Annotated in this window: 20 protein-coding genes; 13 read left to right on the top strand and 7 right to left on the bottom strand. The window is 69.4% G+C overall.

The window, feature by feature from the left end; all coding sequences use genetic code 11:
* Nucleotides 1–11 precede the first annotated feature (11 nt).
* Complete coding sequence (rbsK, locus tag AC1D2E_RS09065; RefSeq protein WP_478197093.1) at nucleotides 12–968, bottom strand: ribokinase; 957 nt, start codon at nucleotides 966–968, stop codon at nucleotides 12–14.
* A 244-nt stretch (nucleotides 969–1,212) separates the two neighbouring features.
* Here rbsK and AC1D2E_RS09070 point away from each other — a divergent pair, with 244 nt between their 5' ends.
* Complete coding sequence (locus tag AC1D2E_RS09070) at nucleotides 1,213–1,413, top strand: winged helix-turn-helix domain-containing protein (protein WP_478197094.1); 201 nt, start codon at nucleotides 1,213–1,215, stop codon at nucleotides 1,411–1,413.
* 11 nt (nucleotides 1,414–1,424) lie between these two features.
* Here AC1D2E_RS09070 and AC1D2E_RS09075 read toward each other — a convergent pair whose 3' ends face one another.
* The 3 genes from AC1D2E_RS09075 to AC1D2E_RS09085 all read right to left on the bottom strand — a co-directional run bounded on the left by AC1D2E_RS09075 (nucleotide 1,425) and on the right by AC1D2E_RS09085 (nucleotide 3,655).
* Nucleotides 1,425–2,198, bottom strand: coding sequence for a class II aldolase/adducin family protein (locus AC1D2E_RS09075; protein WP_478197142.1), 774 nt, complete (start codon nucleotides 2,196–2,198; stop codon nucleotides 1,425–1,427).
* A 66-nt stretch (nucleotides 2,199–2,264) separates the two neighbouring features.
* On the bottom strand, nucleotides 2,265–2,825 hold the full coding sequence (locus AC1D2E_RS09080; RefSeq protein WP_478197095.1) for a hypothetical protein: 561 nt from the start codon (nucleotides 2,823–2,825) through the stop codon (nucleotides 2,265–2,267).
* Between the two features lie 152 nt (nucleotides 2,826–2,977).
* On the bottom strand, nucleotides 2,978–3,655 hold the full coding sequence (locus AC1D2E_RS09085) for an alpha/beta hydrolase family protein (RefSeq protein WP_478197096.1): 678 nt from the start codon (nucleotides 3,653–3,655) through the stop codon (nucleotides 2,978–2,980).
* Between the two features lie 94 nt (nucleotides 3,656–3,749).
* Here AC1D2E_RS09085 and AC1D2E_RS09090 point away from each other — a divergent pair, with 94 nt between their 5' ends.
* A complete protein-coding gene (locus tag AC1D2E_RS09090) occupies nucleotides 3,750–4,529 on the top strand; it encodes a metallophosphoesterase family protein (protein WP_478197097.1) in 780 nt (259 codons plus the stop codon).
* 2 nt (nucleotides 4,530–4,531) lie between these two features.
* Here AC1D2E_RS09090 and AC1D2E_RS09095 read toward each other — a convergent pair whose 3' ends face one another.
* The gene (locus tag AC1D2E_RS09095) at nucleotides 4,532–5,014 is read right to left on the bottom strand and encodes a cyclic nucleotide-binding domain-containing protein (RefSeq protein ID WP_478197098.1); all 483 of its coding nucleotides are present in this window, start codon (nucleotides 5,012–5,014) and stop codon (nucleotides 4,532–4,534) included.
* A 97-nt stretch (nucleotides 5,015–5,111) separates the two neighbouring features.
* On the opposite strand from AC1D2E_RS09095, the gene AC1D2E_RS09100 reads away from it, so the two are divergent.
* Nucleotides 5,112–5,291 carry a hypothetical protein gene (locus AC1D2E_RS09100; RefSeq protein WP_478197099.1) on the top strand — a complete coding sequence of 60 codons (180 nt, stop codon included), beginning with the start codon at nucleotides 5,112–5,114 and terminating at the stop codon, nucleotides 5,289–5,291.
* Between the two features lie 37 nt (nucleotides 5,292–5,328).
* Here the strand turns inward: AC1D2E_RS09100 and AC1D2E_RS09105 are convergent, their stop codons facing one another.
* Nucleotides 5,329–7,224 carry an AsmA family protein gene (locus AC1D2E_RS09105; RefSeq protein ID WP_478197100.1) on the bottom strand — a complete coding sequence of 632 codons (1,896 nt, stop codon included), beginning with the start codon at nucleotides 7,222–7,224 and terminating at the stop codon, nucleotides 5,329–5,331.
* 175 nt (nucleotides 7,225–7,399) lie between these two features.
* On the opposite strand from AC1D2E_RS09105, the gene AC1D2E_RS09110 reads away from it, so the two are divergent.
* Entirely contained in the window at nucleotides 7,400–9,991 is a 2,592-nt protein-coding gene (locus AC1D2E_RS09110) for a flavin-containing monooxygenase (RefSeq protein WP_478197101.1), read from the top strand.
* A gap of 46 nt (nucleotides 9,992–10,037) precedes the next feature.
* On the opposite strand, the gene AC1D2E_RS09115 is transcribed toward AC1D2E_RS09110, so the two are convergent.
* A complete protein-coding gene (locus AC1D2E_RS09115; protein ID WP_478175601.1) occupies nucleotides 10,038–10,946 on the bottom strand; it encodes a LysR substrate-binding domain-containing protein in 909 nt (302 codons plus the stop codon).
* Nucleotides 10,947–11,052: 106 nt separating this feature from the next.
* Here AC1D2E_RS09115 and AC1D2E_RS09120 point away from each other — a divergent pair, with 106 nt between their 5' ends.
* The 9 genes from AC1D2E_RS09120 (at nucleotide 11,053) to AC1D2E_RS09160 (ending at nucleotide 20,639) form a co-directional block, all read left to right on the top strand.
* On the top strand, nucleotides 11,053–11,940 hold the full coding sequence (locus AC1D2E_RS09120) for a dioxygenase family protein (protein ID WP_478197102.1): 888 nt from the start codon (nucleotides 11,053–11,055) through the stop codon (nucleotides 11,938–11,940).
* Nucleotides 11,941–11,975: 35 nt separating this feature from the next.
* Nucleotides 11,976–12,785 carry a citryl-CoA lyase gene (locus tag AC1D2E_RS09125; RefSeq protein ID WP_478197103.1) on the top strand — a complete coding sequence of 270 codons (810 nt, stop codon included), beginning with the start codon at nucleotides 11,976–11,978 and terminating at the stop codon, nucleotides 12,783–12,785.
* The gene (locus AC1D2E_RS09130) at nucleotides 12,782–13,918 is read left to right on the top strand and encodes a CaiB/BaiF CoA transferase family protein (protein WP_478197104.1); all 1,137 of its coding nucleotides are present in this window, start codon (nucleotides 12,782–12,784) and stop codon (nucleotides 13,916–13,918) included. Before AC1D2E_RS09125 ends, AC1D2E_RS09130 begins: the two co-directional genes overlap by 4 nt.
* A 24-nt stretch (nucleotides 13,919–13,942) precedes the next feature.
* Nucleotides 13,943–14,923, top strand: a complete 981-nt coding sequence (locus tag AC1D2E_RS09135) for a Bug family tripartite tricarboxylate transporter substrate binding protein (protein WP_478197105.1) — start codon at nucleotides 13,943–13,945, stop codon at nucleotides 14,921–14,923.
* 138 nt (nucleotides 14,924–15,061) lie between these two features.
* Nucleotides 15,062–16,276, top strand: a complete 1,215-nt coding sequence (locus AC1D2E_RS09140; RefSeq protein WP_478197106.1) for an amino acid ABC transporter substrate-binding protein — start codon at nucleotides 15,062–15,064, stop codon at nucleotides 16,274–16,276.
* Nucleotides 16,273–17,136 (top strand): branched-chain amino acid ABC transporter permease, encoded by an 864-nt coding sequence (locus AC1D2E_RS09145; protein WP_478197107.1) that lies wholly within the window; start codon nucleotides 16,273–16,275, stop codon nucleotides 17,134–17,136. Before AC1D2E_RS09140 ends, AC1D2E_RS09145 begins: the two co-directional genes overlap by 4 nt.
* Complete coding sequence (locus AC1D2E_RS09150; protein WP_478197108.1) at nucleotides 17,133–18,875, top strand: branched-chain amino acid ABC transporter ATP-binding protein/permease; 1,743 nt, start codon at nucleotides 17,133–17,135, stop codon at nucleotides 18,873–18,875. The genes AC1D2E_RS09145 and AC1D2E_RS09150 overlap by 4 nt, the downstream gene beginning before the upstream one ends.
* Nucleotides 18,868–19,572, top strand: coding sequence for an ABC transporter ATP-binding protein (locus AC1D2E_RS09155; protein WP_478197109.1), 705 nt, complete (start codon nucleotides 18,868–18,870; stop codon nucleotides 19,570–19,572). Before AC1D2E_RS09150 ends, AC1D2E_RS09155 begins: the two co-directional genes overlap by 8 nt.
* A 38-nt stretch (nucleotides 19,573–19,610) precedes the next feature.
* The gene (locus AC1D2E_RS09160; protein ID WP_478197110.1) at nucleotides 19,611–20,639 is read left to right on the top strand and encodes a uroporphyrinogen decarboxylase family protein; all 1,029 of its coding nucleotides are present in this window, start codon (nucleotides 19,611–19,613) and stop codon (nucleotides 20,637–20,639) included.

Raw genomic sequence — 20,639 nt, forward strand, 5'->3', positions numbered from 1 at the left:
TTTGGTTGAGTCTAGACGGCAGCCACCACGGTAGGCATCCGCACTGGCGGCATTGCGGCAAGATCCTCTCGATGGGGCATGGAGATCTGCGCTCCCGCTCTTGTCACGCAGACCGCGGCGGCCTGGATGCCGAGCGCTACGCCGGCGTCGAGGGCTTCGCCTTTGGCAAGGGCGGCGCACAGCGCGCCGATGAAGGTGTCTCCCGCGGCGGTGGTGTCGACTGCCCGCACGGACAGTGCCGGGAAGTGGCGGCAAGCATCGGCGCCTGCCACGAGAGCGCCCTGGCTTCCCAGCGTCAGAATCACCTGGGAGGGTCCGCGACGGCGCAGCAGGTCGGCCGCGCTGGCCGCGCTTGCGATGTCGTGAACCGCGATGCCGCTCAGCGTGGCGGCTTCCGTCTCGTTCAGCACCATGATGTCCACGAGCTTCCACAGCACCTCCGGAAGCGGCTGCGCCGGGGCCGGATTCAGCAGCACGCTGCAGCCGCAAGCCCGTGCGACCGCGGCCGCTTCGCATACCGCGCCGATGGGAACCTCGAGTTGCAGCGACAGGATGCGCGCGGTCTCGAGAACAGGGTGCAAGTTTCGCGCGTCCTCGACACTGACGGACGCATTCGCGCCGGGGACCAGTGCGATCCGGTTCTGGGCGCCGTCGTCGACCATGATCAAGGCCACGCCGGTGGGCACCGCATCGGTCGCGACATCCCGGGCGTCCACGCCATCGGCTTCGAGCGATGTCTTCAGCTCGAGTCCGAATGCGTCGTCGCCGATGCGCCCGACCATCGCGACGCGCGCACCCAGGCGGGCGCATGCCACCGCCTGGTTGGCGCCCTTGCCGCCCGGCGTCTGGATCAACGAATGGGCCTGCAGGGTTTCGCCGGCCTCCGGCACGCGCGGCACACGAACCACGAGGTCCATGTTGAGGCTGCCGAAGACGACCACCTCGGGGCTGGCGGGGGCGAGCGTCATGATTGCGCGTCCATCTCGTGGCGCTTCTCCACGCGGCGGTGGACGAGATCGGAGGTCGAACCGGTGCCGTCGGACCCCGGCTTGCGGGTGATGGACGGCTCCCGGCGCTTTCTTGTCATGCCGTGGTTTTACCAGAGGCTCCGACCGGCAACGCGTCGAGCGGAGCCCTTCACCATCGCGGTCTCCCGCACGCTCGTCACGAAGCGGGCCTTGAAAGATCCCTGAAAAAGGATGAAATTCGGCCATGATCGACGACGACGCCTACGAGTTCGGCGGGTTCGTGCTGCAGCCGTCGCAGCGTCGGGTGCTGCGCAGCGATGGCACGTCGGTCGAACTCACGCCGCGCCTGTTCAACGCGCTCCTTTTTTTTGTCGAGCATCCGGGCGAGTTGCTGGACAAGGAAATCCTGTTGCAGGCGCTCTGGCCTGGCCTGGCGCCGATCTGACGGGCCTCGATTCAGTCCACGAGATCAGGGTCGCTCACGATGATGTCGTCCCACAGCGTTTGGAACGAAAGCCAGCCGAAGGAGGGCGAGCCGAGTACCGACGCCAGCCAGCGGGCATCCTCCGCCTGCCAATGGGTGGGTGTTCCTGCCGCCTCGGCCATGAGCTGCGATTCGCAGCACCGGTTCATGAGGACGAACCACCACGCGGCTTCATCGATGCTCTGACCCGTCGTGAAGATGCCGTGCCCGCCGTGGACCGCGACGCGCTTGTCACCGAAAGCAGCGGCGAAGCGGGCTGCGGATGCCGCTTCGCGCACCACTCGCGGTTCCAGGATGAGCGCCTGTTGCTCGAAGAAGATGCAGGCGTCCTGGGTGATCGGGTCGAGCAGCCGCTCGAACGAAGACCAGGTCGACGCATGCAAGGCGTGCGCATGGCAGACGGCCGCGATCTCCGGACGCGCTCGATGGATGGCGGTGTGCAACAGGAGCCCCACGGGATTGACCATGCCGCTGCCGCGAACCACCTGTCCCTGAGGGTTGACCTGGACCAGGTGCGACACCTTGACCTGGTTCATGGCGACGCCGACCGGATTGACCCAGAAGTGATCAGCCAGCTCGGGGTCGCGCACCGTGACGTGGCCCAGCAGGCCCTCCGAGAATCCGCGCCGGCCGAAGATGCGACACGCGGCGGCGAGCCGTTGCAGCAAGTGGGTGCGCTCCGCTTCCCTGCTGTCGAAGCGCGGGGGTGCCCGGGATGCGAAGCTCTGTACGCCGATCTGCACGATGGATCTCCTCGAGTCCGGCTCGGCGCCGGTTGGAGGGCGACAGTAGCACTTGAGCGTGAACCGGCGCTAGGCCTTGGGCCGCCGCCGCGTGATCAGTCGGCGAATCGCCGCCGCGACGCCCACGGTGTCGCGGGCGCCGCCCGCGATCGGATCGGCGCCGAAGATCACCCGCTGCTCGGCCAGCGCGACTTGCAGCGCTTCGAGGTTCTTGTCGCTGTAGACCCAGGTGCCGGAGACCACGTGCGCGCCCGAGGTGACGGGCGTGATCCGGACGTCTTCGACGCCGACCCGCTCCAGCATGGCGACGCGTGAACCGGCCTGTTGCGCGGGGCCGCCCAGGCTTTCGATCGGGCGCACGAAGGCGAAGCTGACGGCCTGCACCTGCGGGAAGTGCTCCGAGATGAAAGCACAGATCTCGAAGAAGATGAGCCGCCCGATGTGCCTGCGCTCGTTCAGCAGAGCCGGCGACGCAGTGAACGGCTCGATGTGGATCCGTGTGCCGTAGTTCAGGACGAGCACGGGGCCCAAGGTCGCGAGAAGGGCCTTGCCCTCATGGACCTGCATGGGGTCGCCGAGTCGATAGAAGGCGCCGTGTGGCCCGGTGATTCGAATGTGGGTGAAGGTCATGTGGGACGCATGCGGCCGGAAGCGAGGTCGATCCGCTCATCCCCTCGGACGCCGACGACGACCCCTCTTCTGTCGCATCGTCACTTTAGCGGACTTGGACCTTGTTTCCGTGCAGCGCATGACAGCGGTTTTCCTCTTTCACCCGAAGGAAGTCACACAATCGAATGCATCCAGGCCGCGGCGCCGTCGAGGACCTGCTGCATCACTTCCTGGTCGTTGCGGCCCGAGCGCACCAGCACGTGGAAGGAATGGTCGGCCTCGTCGATCCGAAGCAGTGTCGCCACGGGGCCGAGTTCGGCCATCAGCTTCTCGACCCGGTCGAATTCCGCGAGCTTGTCGCGGGTGCCCTGGATGAACAGCATCGGCGTTCGGATGTCGAACAGATGGCGCGCCCGGTCGCTCGACGGCGCACCCGCCGCGTGCAGCGGAAAACCCACGAACACCAGCCCGGCGACCCCCGGCAGAGGCGACTGCGCCTGGGCCTGCGAGCTCATGCGCCCCCCGAAGGACTTGCCGCCCGCGAACAGCGGCAGCGAGGGGAAAAGGCCCGCGGCGTGCGCCACCGCGGCGCGCACCGTGGCCTGCGCGACCGCCGGCGAGTCGGTGCGTTTCGAGCCCCGCTCCATGTAGGGAAACTGGTAGCGCAGCGTCGCGATGCCCCGCTGCGCCAGGCCGTCGGCCACCTCGGCCATGAACGGGTGCGCCATGCCGGCGCCGGCGCCGTGGCCGAAGACGTAGCAGGCCCGCGGCGCGGGCGGCGATCGCACCAGGCCCGAGACGGTCTCGGCGCCGCCGAGCGTGAGGGTGGTGGGTTGTGCTTCGGTGTTCATGTCCCGGTTCTCCGATTGTCTGCACCGCCAACCTTAACCTCGGCGGGGCCTCAGCTGCGAAAAGGCGTTTCGCCAGGGCATTCCAGCCCCCACAATGCGAAGCTCCGTCGCTGCAGTCAATGTCGTGCGCATCCTGCTTGTTTCCGATCTTCACTACACCTTGCCCCAGCTCGACTGGGTGGTGCGGTCGGCGCCATCCTATGACCTCGTGGTGCTCGCGGGCGACCACCTGGATGTGAGCTCGCCGGTCTCGCTGGACGCGCAGTCGGTGGTCTTGCTGCGCTACTTCTCGCTGATGAATCCGGGCACGTCGCTGGTGCTGGCCTCCGGCAACCACGACCTGACGGGGCCGGATCGGCACGGCGAGCGGGCGGCGTTGTGGCTGCCGGAGAGCCGTCGCACCGGCGTCTCGACGGACGGCGATTCGTTGACGATCGGCGACACCCTGATCACGATCTGCCCCTGGTGGGACGGCCCGGCCGGCCGGGCCGCGCTCGAACGGCAACTGGCGGCGGACGCACGACGGCGTCCTGCCCGCTGGGTCTGGATCTACCACTGGCCGCCGACGGGTTCGCCCACCTGCTGGACCGGCAAGCGGGAGTATGGCGACGCCGATGTCGCGGCCTGGATCGCAGGCTACCAGCCCGAGCTCGTGCTGACCGGCCACGTGCACGAGCCGCCGTTCAAGCCTGCGGGAGCCTGGGCGGACCGCCTGGGCGCCACCTGGGTCTTCAACGCCGGCCGGCAGATCGGTCCGGTGCCCGCTCACATCGTGATCGACCTGGCCGCGGGCAGCGCATCGTGGCGCTCGATGATGGGTGAGGAAGTGCTGGCGCTCGACGCCGAACGCGCGCCTGCGCGATCGGTTTTCTGAGTTCAGTAGTCGGGGTTCGGCTCCCTGGCCGAGCCAGGGCGCGCCGGCCGGCCCTGGCGGTGTGCCAACTGGCCCAGCACCTCCGAGACCATCGCCAGGCCAGGCGAATCGCCGTACTGGTTCTTCAGGTCGGCGAGATAGGTCGTGACGAAGTTCAGGCGTTCGGCCAGGCCCACTGCGATCAATCGCGTGATGGCCGGGTCGCTCATCAGAAAGGCGCGGCCATCGGCCGCGTAGCGAACGGTGCTCGGTTCGCCCGCCACGACCGTGGCGCTGTAGGGTGAATCCAGCAGCAGCGAGATCTCGCCGATCGCGGCGCCCGGGCGGTTGATCGTATTGATCGCGATGCCGGCCTTGCTGATCTGCAGGGTTCCCGACACCAGAATCCACAGACCCTCGCCCGACTCGCCTTCGCGCACCACCGTGTCGCCAGGGGCCAGCCTGATTTCAGGCAGGCCGGCGCTGCGCTGCAGTAGTTCGTCCATGCGCCGATGTTAGGCGAACTGCCGTTCGACGGCGAGCCGATCCTGGGATCCGGGCGCATCTCGCATCGAGCGGGCGGGCGTGGTCGAGCAGAGGCTCATGGCCATCATGCATGCCAGGCACCCGCTGGCGCGCAGCGGCAGCACGGCCCTGCGCCTGCGCGATTGCGCCGAGTACCCGGTGGTGCTGGCGAGCCTGCGGGGAAGGCAGCTTCCGGTGATCGCCTACGCGTTCGCCGAATTCCTGCGCAAGAGGCTGGGGGAACTGGGAGGCCGGTAGCGCAAGCCGCCGGGACGCCAGGCCCGGGCCGCCGGCTTCAGCGCGCCTTCGGCCAGGGCAGCAGCCGGTGCCGTGGCGCTTTTTTCTCCGCCTGCGGGCTGGCGGCGGCGGGCTTGGCCTGCGCCTGCTCGCAGGCCGAGGCCTCGCCGGTGATCGAGCGCAGCACCGGCGCCAGCAGCGAGATCCCGCCGGTCGCGGCCGCCACGCCCACGTTGGCGGCCTGGCGGGCGGCGCCGCGCGGATTGATGCTCAGCGTGGGGGCGTCGAGCGGGCCCTGGAGAACCATCAGCTCGACCAGGCTGCCCGGGTTCAGGTCGAGGCCGCGCTTGACCTGGGGCTGGAACGCCAGCGAAAGGGTGCGCTGGGCGAGGTTGATCTCGCCGCTGGCGGATACCGCGATCTGCCGCGTTTCCACCGCGATCGAACGGTCGATGGCCGCCATGCCGTTGCGTAGCGGCAGCCGCGCGACCGCGCATTGCACGACCAGGTTGTCGCGCGATTGGCCGGTCGGGATCAGGGCGTCGATCAGGCGCGCGACGAGGTCGCGGTCCAGCGAGGCGGCCCGGCCCGTCAGCCCGACGTCGCGGGCGGTCATCATCGCCTCGCCGGTGGCGGAGCCGGCCAGCGCCCAGGGCGTGCGGCCGGTCATCGCCAGCCTGGCTTCGAGGTTGGCGCTGCCACCCTTGAAGTAGCCTTTGCCCCCATGCGCGGCCTCCAGCGCCTCGACCGACATCGACCTGGCGCTCAACTGGACGTCGATCCGCGGGGCGGCGCCGGGGCGCAGCCCGACCCGGACCTGGCCGTGGGCCTGGCCGCCGGCGATGGTGAAGCTGATCGGCTCGAACTGCAGGCGCCCGGGCTCGTAGGCGACGTGGACCTGGATGGCCGAGAGGGCCGGCAACTGCGCAACGGTCCATCTGGGGGCCGAGAGCGCGGCCTCGAGCTTCAGCGGCGCTCCGGCGCCGACCTTCAGGGTGGCGTTGCCGGCCACCTGCTGTCCGGCCAGCGACAGCTGCATCGGGTCGGCGCGCCATTGCCCCGGTGCGTGCACCAGCGTCGCCTGCCATTCGAGGGGCAGCGGAACCCCCGCCGCCGCCTCGCCCAAGGGCGCCAGCGCTTTCGCCGCGTCCACCTTCAGGGCGACCTTGGCGTCCAGCGTCCCGGCGTTGGCGCCGGTGCCCATGCTTCCCTGCAGGGACACCGAAGCGCCTTCGGTGGTGGCGCGCAAGTCGAGCGGCCATTCGGCGCTGCCGGCCAGCAGGGCGACGAGCGGGCCGGTCTGGCCCTCGACGGTCCAGCGCTGGGGCTCCAGCGCCACGCTCGCATTCAATTGGGTGTGTCCGTCGGTGGCCTCCGCAACCAGCGATTCGATCCTCAATTCCTGCGGCTTCCCCTCCCGGCCCTGGCGGTAGCTGATGCGCGCGTCGGCCACCTCCAGGCGGTCCAGCGCAATCCGCGGCGCGGTCCTTGCGGCGCCGCCCCCACCGTCTCCACCGGCCGGCGCCATGCGCCAGTTGTAGCGGCCGGCGCCGTCGGATTCGAAGCGCAGTTCGGCACCCTCGATGTCGACGCTGTGGATGCGCACGGTGCCGGACAGCAGGTCGCGAACGGAGATGTCGAAACCGACGTGCCGTGCCCGCAGCATGTCGGCCTCCGAGCCCCACTCGGCATTGGCGAGCGCGACGTCGGTGGCGGCGATCGTCAGGCTGGGCAGCACGCGCAGCCGGAGCTCGCCGTCGATGCGGAAGGCGCGGCCCGTCGCCGCGGTGATGCTGTCCGCGAGCATCGCTGCCAGCCGCTCCGGTGGATAGGCGCGCCGCAGTGCGACCCACGCCGCCGCCAGCAGAAGGCCGAGCACGCACAGCGCGATCAGCGCGCGGCGGGCCGGGTGGCGTGCGCGGCCGGGGTCCTCGCCGACGGGTTCCTTCTCCATCCGCGCATTCTGGCCCCTCGGGAGGAGGACCGCGTGGAGGTCGACATCCGGAACGCGAATTGCGCAAGGGGTGTCGAGAAGTGAATAGCGCGCAGCGCCCGCACGCTGTAACCTGAGACCGCTCGGCCGTCGCCGGCAAGCGCATCAACCTGGGGGTACCTGCATGGTGGAGCCAATGACCAACGACACGACGCCCGAGGCCGCCGACTTCGACGTGGTGGTGGTGGGGGCCGGTTTTTCGGGCCTGTACCTGCTGTACAGGTTGCGGCAGCTGGGCTTCTCCACCCGCGTGCTCGAGGTGGCCGGCGACGTGGGCGGCACCTGGTACTGGAACCGCTACCCGGGCGCGCGCTGCGACATCCCGACCACCGACTACACCTACAGCTTCGACCCCGAACTGGAGAAGGCCTGGACCTGGTCGGAAAAGTACGCCACCCAGCCGGAGATCCTGCGCTATGCCCAGTTCGTGGCCGAGCGCTACGACCTGCGGCGCGATATCGACTTCAACACCCGGGTGGTGGCCGCCCGCTGGGACGCCGATGCCGCCTGCTGGCGCTTGCGCACCGACACCGGTCAAGACATCCGCTGCAATCACTACGTGATGGCGAGCGGCTGCCTGTCACTGCCCAAGACACCCGACATCGCGGGCGCCGAGCGTTTCAAGGGGGAGGTTTACTTCACCAGCCGCTGGCCGCAGGAGGAGGTGGACTTCACCGGCAAGCGGGTGGCGGTGATCGGCACGGGCTCTTCGGGCATCCAGTCGATCCCCCTCATCGCCCGCCAGGCCAGCCAGCTGACGGTGTTCCAGCGGACGCCGAACTTTTCGATCCCGGCCGGCAACGGCCCGGTGCGGCCCGAACGGCGCGCAGCCCTCGAAGCCGATCGTGAAGCCTATCGCCAGACGGCGAAGTGGTCGCGCGCCGGCGTGCCGAGTGAGCGGACCCAGATCTATGGCCGCTACAGCACGCCCGAGGTGCACCGCGAACGCTTCGAAGCGGCCTGGCAAGCGGGGGAGTTGATCCCCATGCTGGGGGTGTTCGCCGACCAGATCCTGTTCCGCGATGCCAATGCAATCGTGGCCGGCATGGTGCACGAGAAGATCCGCGACATCGTCCGAGACCCGCGGATCGCCGAGTTGCTGTGTCCGAAGGACCACCCTTTCGGCACCAAGCGCCCGTGCCTGGACACCGGCTACTACGCCACCTTCAACCTGCCCCATGTGCGGCTGGTCGACTTGCGCCGTCATCCGATCGAGACCATGACCGAGACCGGGATCGCACTCGCCGACCAATCGATGGCGTTCGATGCGATCGTCTACGCCACCGGCTTCGACGCGATGACCGGCGCCATCGTGTCGGTGGACATCACCGGGCGCGACGGCAGCACGCTGAAGCAGAAGTGGGCGCACGGGCCGATCACCTACCTCGGGCTGATGACGGCGGGCTTCCCCAATTTGTTCACCATCACCGGGCCGGGCAGCCCGTCGGTGTTGTCGAACATGATGGTGTCGATCGAGCAGCATGTCGACTGGGTTGCCGACTGTCTGGTCCGGCTGCGCGCGGAGGGCATGACCACCATCGAGCCCACCGAGACCGCCGAGGCCGGCTGGGTGACGCACGTCAACGACTGCGCCGACATCACGCTCTACCCGACGGCCGATTCCTGGTACATGGGGGCCAACGTTCCGGGCAAAGCGCGGGGGTTCCTGCCTTATGTCGGCGGCGTCGATGCCTACCGCAGCGCCTGCGACGAGGTGGCGGCTTGCGACTACCTGGGCTTCAGGCGCAGCGGTGCGCAGGGCACGCGGTGCACGGACGGCGTGGTCCGGCGCCTGCAGCCCGACGTGGCGATGGTGCTGCAGATGATGGCGGCGATGAACTTGCCAAGCTTCGATTCGTTGCCTGTCGACCAGGCGCGCGCCCTCCTGCAGCAACTGTCGGCGGCGCGCCCGCCGGGCCCGGCGGTCGGCGAGACCATCGATGGCACGTTGCCAGGGGCGGCTGGAGCGCTGGCGTACCGTCTGTACCGGCCGGACAGCCCGGGCCCGCATCCAGTGCTTGTCTACTTCCATGGTGGCGGCTGGGTGCTGGGAAGCCACGATTCCGACGACCCCTTGTGCCGGGACCTGTGCCGACGTTCCGAGGCGCTGATCGTGTCGGTGAACTACCGGCACGCGCCGGAGGCGCGCTTCCCGGCCGCCGCCGACGACGGCCTGGCTGCGGTTCGCTGGGTCGCCGACCACGCGGTCGAGTGGGGCGGTGTTCCTGGCGCGCTGGCGGTGGCCGGATGGAGTGCCGGTGCCAACGTCGCGGCCGTGACCTGCCAGCAGGCGCGAGACGGCGGGGGGCCGTCGATCTCGGGGCAGCTGTTGCTGACACCGGTGACCGACTGCAGCATGACCAGCCCGTCTTGCGTGGAAAACGCCGAAGGCTACGTGCTGACCGCGCCACTGATGAAGTGGTTCTGGGACCACTATGCCGACCTTGACGAACGCCCCCATCCAAAGGCGTCGCCGCTGCGCGCCGACGATCTGTCGAATCTGCCGCCCGCGTTCGTCGTCACCTGCCAGTTCGATCCGCTTCGCGATCAGGGCGTTGCCTACGCCCAGGCGCTGGCCGCGGCCGGGACGCCGGCGCGCTGGATCACCGCACGCGGCCACACCCACACTTCGCTGACGATGGTCGACGTGGTGGTATCGGGCGAGCGCGTCCGGGCCGAGATGGCCAACGCGCTGCGCGGCTTCTTCAATGCCGCGGTGCCGGCTTGATGAAGCCGCTCGGCCTCGAGCTCCGCAGCGACGGGGTCCGCGACCCTCAGCCCGGCCCTTCGCGCCGCAGACTGATTCCCAACGCGGTCTTGCGCAGGATCACCGCGAAGGACTGCACCGCCGCCGGCTTGCTCTCGCCGAGCCGCCACAGGATGCCCGGCGTGCGGATCGGCGTCGGGCTCTCGAGCGGGATCACCTTCAGGCCCGGCATGCCCTCCGGCACCGCGTTGATGGCGACGATCGAGCCGATCAAGGTGCGCGCGACCAGCGCCAGCATCGGCGCCACCGTCGACATCTCGGCCACCACCGTCGGCTCGGCGCCGCAGGCCCGGAAGCACTCGTCGAGCATGGTGCGGGTCGAGAAGGCCGCCGACACCAGCACCAGGTCCTGCCGGTGCAGTTCCACCATGCGGATGCGCTTGCGCCCCGCCAGCGGATGGGCCGGCGACACGACCAGCACCATCTCCTCGTTGTAGAGCGGCTCGAACCACAGGTCGCTCGGATCCTCGGGCCGGTAGGCGATGCCCAGGTCCAGTTCGCCGGCCGCCAGCCGGGCGACGATCACCTCGGCGGCCAGCTCCTCGACGCTGATGCGCACCGTCGGATGGCGCGCCAGGAACAGCGCCACGCATTCCGGGATCAGCCCGATGTTGAAGGTGTGCGTCGCGCCGATGCGCACCTTGCCCGTCAGGTTGCCGGCGCCCGGCTTGAGCAGCGCCACGCCCTGGTCGACCTCCCGCAGCGCGCGCGAGGCGAAGCCCCGAAACAGCTCCCCGGCCTCGGTCGTCACCACCTTCTTGCCGATGCGCTCGAACAGCGGCTGGCCCACCTGGTCCTCGAGCTGCTTGATCTGGTGCGAGAGCGTCGACTGGGTGACGTGCACGCGCTCCGCCGCCCGCGTGAAGCTCAGGCAATCGGCCAGCGCGACGAAATAGCGTAGATGCCTCATCTCCATGAAAACCCCTGCTAATGATCGATGCCATCGATGATATCGATGGAAAGTAATCATTTGTCGGCGCATCGGCCAAGGCCTATCGTCCGCCCCATCAGGAGACAACACCATGGCGGACTACAACCAGGACAGCATCACGCAGGACGTGCTCGAAGCCTTCGGCAAGACGCCCGACCCGCGCCTGCGCCAGCTCATGAGCGCGCTCGTCAAGCACATCCACGCCTTTGCGCGCGAGGTCGATCTCCAGCCCGAGGAATGGCTCGCCGGCTTGAAGTTTCTCGAAGCGACAGGGAAGATCTCGACCGACAAGCGGCCCGAGTTCATCCTGCTGTCGGACACGATCGGCCTGTCGATGATGGTGGTGGCGCTGGCGCAGGCGCGCGCCAGCGGCGAATCGAAGGGCGCGACCGAGGCCACCGAGGCCACGGTCGAAGGCCCGTTCTACTGGGCCGGTGCGCCCGAGCTGCCGCTGGGCGCCGACATCGGCAAGGGCGTGCTCGGCGAGCCGACCCTCTACATGGGCCGCGTGACCGATGTGCGCGGCGAGCCGCTGGCCGGCGCGCTGCTCGACGTCTGGTCGGGCGACGGCAACGGCAAGTACGACGTGCAGCTCAGCAGCGAGCCGACGATGGGCGCGCGCGGGCGCTTCCACACCGATGCCCAGGGACGCTACTGGTTCTGGTCGATCCGCCCCGCCTACTACCCGATCCCGGACGACGGCCCGGTGGGCGAGATGATGCGCGCCACCGATCGCAGCATCTTCCGCCCCGGCCACATCCACCTGCAGGTGTCGGCGCCGGGCCATGTGATGCTGACGACGCAGCTGTTCGTCGGCGGCAGCCCGTACATCGACGCCGACGCCGTCTTCGGCAAGCGCGACAGCCTGGTGGTCGACTTCGAGACCCATCCCCCCGGCAAGGCGGTGGATGGCCGCGAGATGCGCGTGCCCTACCACTCGGCCAGCTTCGACGTCCGCCTCGCGCCCGTGCCGGCCTGAACGCGGCCCCCACCCACCATCGAACAAGGATTCCCATGAAGATCGGCAAGGCCACCGTGCCCCGTTCGTCCATCAGCACCTCGGACGCCCACAGCATCGTCATCCGCGGCTACGACCTGTCGAAGGAGCTGATCGGCAAGGTGTCGTTCGTCGACCACTTCTTCCTGCTGCTCACCGGCCATTGGCCCACCGAAGGCCAGGCCGCCGTGCTCAACGCCACGCTGGTGGCGATCGCCGAGCACGGCCTGGTGCCGAGCGTGCAGGCCGCGCGCATGACCTTCGCCGCGGCGCCCGATGCGATGCAGGGCGCGGTGGCGGCAGGCATCCTCGGCTGCGGCTCGGTGGTGCTCGGCTCGTCCGAGACGGCCGGCCGCATGTTCAGCGAGATCGATGCCAAGGTGCAGGCAGGCATGGCGATCGACGCCGCCGCGCGCGAGGTGATGAAGGCCTGGCGCGCGGCGGGGCGGTCCCTTCCGGGCTACGGCCATCCGCTGCACAAGGAGCGCGACGAGCGCGTCGGCGCGCTGTTCGACGCGGCGCGCGCGGCCGGCACCGACCTGCGCTTCGTCGCCATCGCCGAGGCCGCCGAAGCCCTGCTGCCCGAGGTGCTGGGCAAGCCGCTCAAGCTCAACGTCTCGGGCGCGATCCCGGCCGTGCTGCTCGGCGCCGGCTTCCCGGTCGAAGGGCTCAAGGGCGTGCCGATGCTCGCGCGCACCGCGGGCCTGATCGCCCACATGGTCGAGGAGATCCGCCAGCCGATCGGATTCGCGCTGTCCTACCAGGCGACGCGCGAAGCGCAATACGACGGCGAGCTGCCCGAGGGCTTCGGCGGGCGGCCGGCATGATCCCGGTGCTGAAGGGCCTGAAGGTGGTCGAGCAAGGCACCTTCATCACCGGTCCGGCGGCCGGCATGCTGCTCGGCGACCTGGGCGCCGACGTGATCAAGGTCGAGCAGCCCGGCACGGGCGACCCGTTCCGCGCCTTCAAGAACGGCCTCTACAGCCCGCATTACCAGACTTACAACCGCAACAAGCGCAGCATCACGCTCGACACCAAGGACGGCGCCGACCGCGAGGTGCTCGACGCGCTCATCGCCGAGGCCGATGTCTACATCCAGAACTTTCGCCCCGGCGTGGCGGAAAAACTCGGCGTCGGCGCCGAGCGCCTGCAGGCGCTGAATCCGAAGCTCATCTATGTCGCGATCAGCGGCTTCGGCGCCACCGGACCGGCTGCCAACCGGCCGGCCTACGACACCGTGGCCCAGGCCGCGAGCGGCTTCCTCCACCTGCTCGTGAACCCGGAGAACCCGCGCGTGGTGGGCCCGGCCATCGCCGATTCGCTGACCGGCTTCTATGCCGCCTACGGTGCGCTGGGCGCGCTGTTCGAGCGCAGCCGGACCGGCGTCGGGCGCAAGGTCGAGGTGTCGATGCTCGAGGCCATGGCGCACTTCAACCTCGATGCCTTCACGCACTTCTTCCAGGTCGACGAAGTGATGGGCCCCTACAGCCGGCCCAGCGTGTCGCAGTCCTACGTGCTGCGCTGCGCGGACGGCAAGTGGATTGCGCTGCACATGTCGTCGCCCGAGAAGTTCTGGCGCGGTCTGGCGCTCGCGATCGAGCAGCCGGACATCTTCGAGGACGCGCGCTTTGCCACCCGCGAAGCGCGCATCGACAACCAGGAGACGCTGATCCAGCTGCTGGGCGAGCGCTTCCGCACGCGGCCACGCGACGAATGGTGCCGCCGCCTGCAGCGCGAGGACGTGCCGAACGCGCCGATGTACGACACCAGCGAGGCGCTCGAGGACCCGCAGGCGAAGCATCTGCAGCTGATGACCTCGGCCGAGCACCCGGTGATGGGGCTGTTCCGCACGGTGCGTTCGCCGGTCAGCTTCGACGGCGAGCGCGCGCTCGAGGTGCGCCCGCCGCCGATGCTCGGCGAGCACAGCGACGAGATCCGCGCCGCGCTCAAGCGCAAATAGAACAACGACGGACGGAGACAGGACATGGCTTTCAGGACGACGATTCGATGGCTCGGCGCGGCGGCGCTCGCTGCGAGCGCGCTGCTGCTGGGCGGGCAGGCGAAGGCGCAGGACAACAAGGGGCCGATCCGGATGGTCGTGCCCTTCGGCGCCGGCACCACCACCGACACCGTGGGCCGCATCGTCGGCGACGCGCTGGCGAGGAACCTGCAGCAGACGGTGGTCGTCGACAACCGCGCGGGCGCGGGCGGATCGACCGGCACCGACCTGGTCGCCAAGTCGCCGCCCGATGGCCGCACGCTGGTGATGGGGACCGTGGGCACGCATGCGATCAACGCGGCGCTGTTCAGCAAGCTGCCCTACGACCCGGCGCGCGACTTCACCCCCGTCGCCTTCATCGGCTACACGCCGACCCTGCTGGTGGTGGCGGCCGATTCGCCGCTCAAGTCGCTCAAGGACCTGGCGCAGGCCGCGGCCCGGCCGGCCGGCCTGAGCTTCGCCTCGGCCGGCAACGGCACCTCCGGCCACCTGGCCGGTGAACTGCTGGCCCAGCGGCTGGGCGGCAAGATGCTCCACGTGCCCTACAAGGAGGGCGGGATGGCGCTGACCAGCGTGATGTCGTCGCAGGTCGACTTCATGTTCTATCACCCGGCCGCCGTGATGCCGCAGATCAAGGCCGGCAAGCTGCGTGCGCTGGGTTCCAGCGGCGCGGTGCGCAGCGCCGCGGCGAGCCAGGTGCCGACGCTGATGGAGCAGGGCATCGCGGACTTCGACCTGGTCGCCTGGTTCATGCTCTACGCGCCGGCGGCCACCCCCGCCGCCACCCTGGCGCAGCTGCGCACGGCCGGCGCCGCCGTGCTCGCCCAGCCCGAGGTGATGACGCGGCTGCGCGAGCAGGGCGTCGAGCCGGGCCAGATGCGCGCCGAGGACCTGCAGCCCTTCAACCAGAAGGAACTGGTCAAGTGGGCGGGCCTGGTCAAGCGCTCCGGCGCGCAGGTCGACTGACATGAAATACCCCCACGCTCATCGCTTCGCGTATCGCTGCCCCCCGAGGGGGCGCTCAGTGCCCTTCGGGCGGCCGGGCGGCCACTGAAGACCCTTTCTCGTTCGCTTCGCTCATAAGAACCTACAGGAGACAGCACCATGAAGACCGGAAAACTTCCAGGCATCGACCGGCGCGCGGCCGTGGCCGCCATTGCCCTTGCGGCGAGCGGCTTCGCCTTCGCGCAGCAGCCTTCGGGCCCGCCGATCCGCATCGGCAGCACGCTGGCGCTGACCGGCCCGCTGTCGGCCACCGCGCAGATCCACAAGCTGGTGGGCGAGATCTACGTCGAGCAGCTCAACAAACGCGGCGGCCTGCTCGGCCGGCCGATCGAGTGGGTGGTGAAGGACGACCAGTCGAAGCCGGACCTCGCGCGCACGTTGTACGAGCAGCTGGTCACGGCCGACAAGGTCGACCTCCTGATGGGGCCGTACGCGACCGGCGCGATCCTGTCGGCCATGGGCGTGGCGCAGCGCTACAACAAGGTGCTGGTGCACCACACGCTGGGCATCCCGTCGCTGGCCAAGTACGACATGCAGTTCCCGGCCTGGTCGATCGGCTCGGACCCGGCGACCACGGTGCCGAACACGCTGTTCGACGCGCTGGCGGCGTCGCCCAAGCCGCCGAAGACGGTGGCCGTGGTGACCAGCAAGTTCCCGTCGATCCAGTTCATGAGCGCGGGCGCGCGCGAAGTGCTCAAGAAGCGCGGCCTGACCGAGGTGCTCTTCCTCGAATGGGATTTCGGCAACCGCGACTTCGGCCCGATCGCCAATCGCGTGAAGGATGCCAAGCCCGACTTCGTCTGGGTCGGCGCCATCGGGCTGGAGGGCAACCTGCTGCTCGACGCGATGAAGAAGATCGACTATTCGCCGCCGCTGCACTTCTATCTCTACCCCGCGCCCGGGCCGCTGCTGGCGTCGCCGGACGCGAAGAACGCGCTCTCGGCCACGATCTTCGAGGCGCAGCCGCCTTTCACGTCCAACTTCGGCGCCGCCGAGTTCGTGAAGATCTACAGCGAGCGTGCGGCCAAGGCCGGCTTCACCGACACCTCGGTCGAGACCCAGGCCGCGGCCTCCTACACCGCCTGGCAGATCCTCGAGGCCGGGGTGGTCGGCACCCAGAGCCTGGACGACAAGGCGATCGGCACCTACCTCAAGACCCACAAGGTCGACACCCTGCAGGGCAAGCTGCGCTTCGACGGCACCGGCAACTTCGGCGACGACCTGATGCGCATCAAGCAGATCCAGGACGGCAAGTGGGTCGTGGTGTGGCCGAAGGAAGTCACCTCGGGTGGCGCCAAGCTGCTGACGCCGTGAACTTCACGCTGCCCAGCCTTTCGCTGCTGTCCCAGTCCATCCTGTCGGGCATCTTCGTCGGCGCGCTGTACGGCCTGATGGGCCTGGGCCTCAGCCTGAGCTGGGGCCTGCTGCGGCTGATCAACCTGGCGCACTTCGCGTTCGCCTTCCTGGCGGCCTACCTCTGCTACCAGCTCTCGACGATGGGCATGGACCCGCTGCTGACGCTGCTGGTCATCGTGCCGGCCTTCTTCGCGCTCGGCGCCGCCCTGCACTGGGTGATGGTCCGCTTCCAGGTGACGCCCTTCAATTCTCTGCTGCTGACCTTCGGCCTCACGGGCATCGCGGAGAGCGTGATCCAGTCGATCTGGACCGCCGACTTCCGCAAGCTCGAATCGAGCTATGCCGAGCAGAAGTTCAAGCTCGGCGGCTTGTTCGTGCCGGTTCCGGAACTCATCACGCTGCTGCTGGCCGTGAGCCTCAGCTTCGCGGTCTGGGCGGTGCTGCGCTACACCGACCTCGGGCGGGCGATGCGTGCCGCCGCGCAGGACGCACCGGTGGCCGCGGCCTTCGGCGTCAACCAGAAGGCGCTCGGCCTGGCGCTGGCCGGCACCTGCGCCGCGCTCGCCAGCGTCGCCGGCGTCTGCCTGGCGCTGAGCTTCACGCTGGCACCGTCGCAGATGTACGCCTGGATCGGCGTCGTGTTCGCGGCCGTCATGCTGGGCGGCCTGGGCAGCGCGCTGGGGCCGCTGGTCGCGGGCACCCTGATCGGCATCAGCGAGGCGATCACCATGGCGGTGACAGCGCCCTCGTGGGCGCCGATCGTTTCGTTCACGCTGCTGATCGTGATCCTCGTCCTGCGACCCGGAAAGACCGCATGAGCTTCCAACGAACCCCGATGGTCATCCTGCTGGCCGGCGTGGCCCTGGCCTTCGTGCCGCAGCTGGGCCTGCCGGCCTTCTACGACTCGCTGCTCTACCTGATGCTGCACTGGGTGGTGCTGGCGACCTCGTGGAACATCCTGTCCGGCTACTCGGGCTACTTCTCCTTCGGCCACGGCGCCTTCTTCGGCGCCGGCATCTACACCAGCGCCAACCTGATGGCGCGCTACGACTGGCCCTTTCTCTGGACCCTGCCGGTGGCCGCGGGCGTCGCCGCGCTGCTCGGCGTGGCGCTGGGGGCCGTGGTGTTCCGCGTCAAGGGCGTGCGCGGCGAGCTGTTCGCGCTGCTCACGCTGGCGATCACCTTCGTGATCGGCACCATCGTGGTCAACACCCCGCTGGACGGCGGCAACGGCGTCTCGCTGGCCGCGGTGCCGGTGCCGAAGATCGGGCCCACGCCCTCGGCCACCTTCTACCTGCTGGCGCTCGCCGCGGCCGTGGCCACGCTGCTGATCGCCTGGGCCATCCAGGTGTCGAAGTTCGGCGCCGGGCTGTTCGCGATCCACGACGACGAGGACGCCGCCGAGGTGCTGGGCGTGCCCACCTACCGCTACAAGCTCTTCGCGCTGGCGATCTCGTGCGCGCTGGCCGGCGTGGCCGGCGGCATCCACGCGCTGTTCCTCTCCTACGTGACCGCCGGCGACGTCTTCACGATCACGGTGCCGCTGACGGTGGTGCTGATGAGCGTGCTCGGCGGCACGCGCCATTGGGCCGGGCCGGCGATCGGCGCGGTGGTCATCACCGGGCTGCTCTACAGCTTCACGGCGGCCGACCACGCCGTGGCCGGCAAGGCGATGATCGGCGCCATCCTGATCGCGGCGATCCTGTTCATGCCCGACGGCATCCTCGAGCGCCTTCGCCGCGTCTGGAAGCGCGCGCCGGCCGTGCCGAGCGGCCCGACCCCGGTGTCCGAGGCGCCGGTGCGGGCCGCAGCGACCGCGGGCGCGCGGGGCGACGTGCTGCTGCGCGTGCAAGGCCTGTCCAAGTCGTTCAAGGGCGTGCGCGCGCTCGGCGGCGTCGATGTCGAGGTGCGGCGCGGCGAGATCCTCGGCTTGCTGGGGCCCAACGGTTCCGGCAAGTCGACCTTCATCAATGTCGTCAGCGGCCATTTCGCGCCGACCGGCGGCTCGATCTGGTTCGAGGGCCGCTGCCTCAACGGCCTGCCGGCGCACCGCATCGCGGGCAGCGGCATCGCCCGCACCTACCAGATCCCCCGGCCCTTCGCGCACCTGAGCGTGCTGCAGAACGTGGCGGTCGCGACGATGTTCGGCGGCGCGAGCCGCAACCCGGCCGCAGCCTGCAGGCAGGCGATGCGCTGGCTCGAGTTCACCGGCCTGGAGGACAAGGCCGGCGCGCGGCCCGACGACCTGAACCTGCATCAGCGCAAGTTCCTCGAGCTCGCCCGCGCGCTGGCCGCGCGGCCCCGGCTGGTGCTGCTCGACGAGGTGCTGTGCGGGCTGACGCCGAGCGAGATCGACGACGCGGTGGCGCTGATCCGGCGCATCCGCGACCAGGGCTCGACCATCGTGTTCGTCGAGCACGTGATGCGCGCCGTGATGGCGCTGACCGACCGGATCGTCGTCCTGAACCACGGCGAACTGCTGGCCGAAGGCGCGGTCGGCGACGTGATGCAGCGGCCCGAAGTGATGACCGCCTACCTGGGGAAGGCCCATGCTTGAAGTGCGCGATCTCCAGGTGGCCTATGGCGCCGCGCAGGCGCTGTGGTCGGTCTCGCTCGACGTCCGCGACGGCGAGCTGCTGTGCGTGGTCGGGCCCAACGGCGCCGGCAAGACCACGCTCATCAACACCATCGCCGGCATGTTGCACGCGCGCAGCGGACGCATCGCGCTCGACGGCCGCGACATCACGCAACTGCCGGCGCATCGCTTCTGCGACGCCGGCATCGCGCTGGTGCCCGAGGGCCGGCGCCTCTTCACCGGCATGAGTGTGCTCGAGAACCTCGAGCTCGGCAGCTACCTGCCGAAGGCCAAGTCCGAACGGCGGGAGACCCTGGCGCAGGTCATCGAGCTGTTCCCGGCGATCAGGGAGAAGCTCGCGAGCCCGGCGGGCGAACTCTCGGGCGGCCAGCAGCAGATGGTCGCGATCGCCCGCGCGCTGATGGCGCGGCCGCGCCTGCTGCTGCTCGACGAGCCCTCGCTCGGCCTGTCGCCGCGCATCGTGCACGACATGTTCGCCGCCATCCGGCGCATCAACGCGGGCGGCATGTCCGTGCTGCTGGTCGAGCAGAACGTCGTGATGGCGATGGAGATCTCGCAGCGCGCCTACGTGCTCGAGGAAGGCCGCGTGGTGGCCGAGGGCGTGCCGCAGGAGCTGCTGTCCCGGCCCGAGATCCAGCGCGCCTACCTGGGCGTCTGACGCCTCTTCTTTTCTTCCACCACACCCTGGAGATCAGCATGCTGTTTCCCACCACCATCGTCGGCAGCTTCCCGCAACCCGACTGGCTGATCGACCGTGCCAAGCTCGCGGGCCGCTTCCCGCCGCGCGTGCGGGCGCGCGAGCTCTGGCGCATTCCGCCGCAGTACCTCGAAGAGGCGCAGAACGACGCCACGCTGATCGCGATCCGGGCCCAGGAAGAGGCGGGCCTGGACATCGTGAGCGACGGCGAGATCCGGCGCGAGAGCTATTCGAACCGCTTCGCGACCGCGCTCGACGGCATCGACCTCGACAACCCCGGCACGGCCCTGGACCGCTCGGGCCATCCGAACCCGGTGCCGCGCATCGTCGGCCGCATCCGGCGCCGGCATGCGGTCGAGGTCGATGACCTGAAGTTCCTGCGCGCCCACACCAACCGGCAGGTCAAGATCACCGTGCCCGGTCCGTTCACGATGCTGCAGCAGGCGCAGAACGACTTCTACGGCAGCGAGGAAGAAGCCGCCATGGACTATGCCGAGGCGGTCAACGCCGAGATCCGCGACCTGTTCGCCGCCGGCGCCGACGTGGTGCAGATCGACGAGCCCTACATGCAGGCGCGGCCCGAGAAGGCGCGGCAGTACGGGCTCGCGGCCCTGAACCGCGCGCTCGACGGCATCACGGGAACGACCGCGGTCCACATCTGCTTCGGCTACGCGGCGATCATCCACGAGCGGCCCAGCGGCTACTCCTTCCTGCCCGAACTGGCGCAATGCAGCTGCAGGCAGGTGTCCGTCGAAACCGCGCAGTCGCACCTGGACTGCGTGGCGCTCCAGGCGCTGGACGGCAAGCGGGTGATGGTGGGCTGCATCGACCTGTCGACGCCCGAGGTCGAGTCGGTCGCGACCATCGTCGAGCGCATCCGCCGTGCGCTGCCGTACGTGAAGCCCGAGAACGTGATCCTGGCGCCAGACTGCGGCATGAAGTACCTGGCGCGCGACGTCGCCACGGCCAAGCTGCGCGCGATGGTCTCGGCGGCGAAAGTCCTGCGCGAGGCGCACGGCGCTGCGTGA

The organism is Variovorax sp. P1_H2 (assembly GCF_056405295.1).

Coding starts and splice junctions, on each gene's coding strand:
- AC1D2E_RS09155 (WP_478197109.1), top strand. CDS start 18,868: ATGCTTGAAGTGCGCGATCTCCAGGTGGCCTATGGCGCCGCGCAGGCG.
- AC1D2E_RS09110 (WP_478197101.1), top strand. CDS start 7,400: ATGACCAACGACACGACGCCCGAGGCCGCCGACTTCGACGTGGTGGTG.
- rbsK (WP_478197093.1), bottom strand. CDS start 968: ATGACGCTCGCCCCCGCCAGCCCCGAGGTGGTCGTCTTCGGCAGCCTC.
- AC1D2E_RS09105 (WP_478197100.1), bottom strand. CDS start 7,224: ATGGAGAAGGAACCCGTCGGCGAGGACCCCGGCCGCGCACGCCACCCG.
- AC1D2E_RS09160 (WP_478197110.1), top strand. CDS start 19,611: ATGCTGTTTCCCACCACCATCGTCGGCAGCTTCCCGCAACCCGACTGG.
- AC1D2E_RS09095 (WP_478197098.1), bottom strand. CDS start 5,014: ATGGACGAACTACTGCAGCGCAGCGCCGGCCTGCCTGAAATCAGGCTG.
- AC1D2E_RS09120 (WP_478197102.1), top strand. CDS start 11,053: ATGGCGGACTACAACCAGGACAGCATCACGCAGGACGTGCTCGAAGCC.
- AC1D2E_RS09115 (WP_478175601.1), bottom strand. CDS start 10,946: ATGGAGATGAGGCATCTACGCTATTTCGTCGCGCTGGCCGATTGCCTG.
- AC1D2E_RS09085 (WP_478197096.1), bottom strand. CDS start 3,655: ATGAACACCGAAGCACAACCCACCACCCTCACGCTCGGCGGCGCCGAG.
- AC1D2E_RS09080 (WP_478197095.1), bottom strand. CDS start 2,825: ATGACCTTCACCCACATTCGAATCACCGGGCCACACGGCGCCTTCTAT.
- AC1D2E_RS09150 (WP_478197108.1), top strand. CDS start 17,133: ATGAGCTTCCAACGAACCCCGATGGTCATCCTGCTGGCCGGCGTGGCC.
- AC1D2E_RS09090 (WP_478197097.1), top strand. CDS start 3,750: ATGCGAAGCTCCGTCGCTGCAGTCAATGTCGTGCGCATCCTGCTTGTT.
- AC1D2E_RS09140 (WP_478197106.1), top strand. CDS start 15,062: ATGAAGACCGGAAAACTTCCAGGCATCGACCGGCGCGCGGCCGTGGCC.
- AC1D2E_RS09135 (WP_478197105.1), top strand. CDS start 13,943: ATGGCTTTCAGGACGACGATTCGATGGCTCGGCGCGGCGGCGCTCGCT.
- AC1D2E_RS09070 (WP_478197094.1), top strand. CDS start 1,213: ATGATCGACGACGACGCCTACGAGTTCGGCGGGTTCGTGCTGCAGCCG.
- AC1D2E_RS09125 (WP_478197103.1), top strand. CDS start 11,976: ATGAAGATCGGCAAGGCCACCGTGCCCCGTTCGTCCATCAGCACCTCG.
- AC1D2E_RS09100 (WP_478197099.1), top strand. CDS start 5,112: ATGGCCATCATGCATGCCAGGCACCCGCTGGCGCGCAGCGGCAGCACG.
- AC1D2E_RS09130 (WP_478197104.1), top strand. CDS start 12,782: ATGATCCCGGTGCTGAAGGGCCTGAAGGTGGTCGAGCAAGGCACCTTC.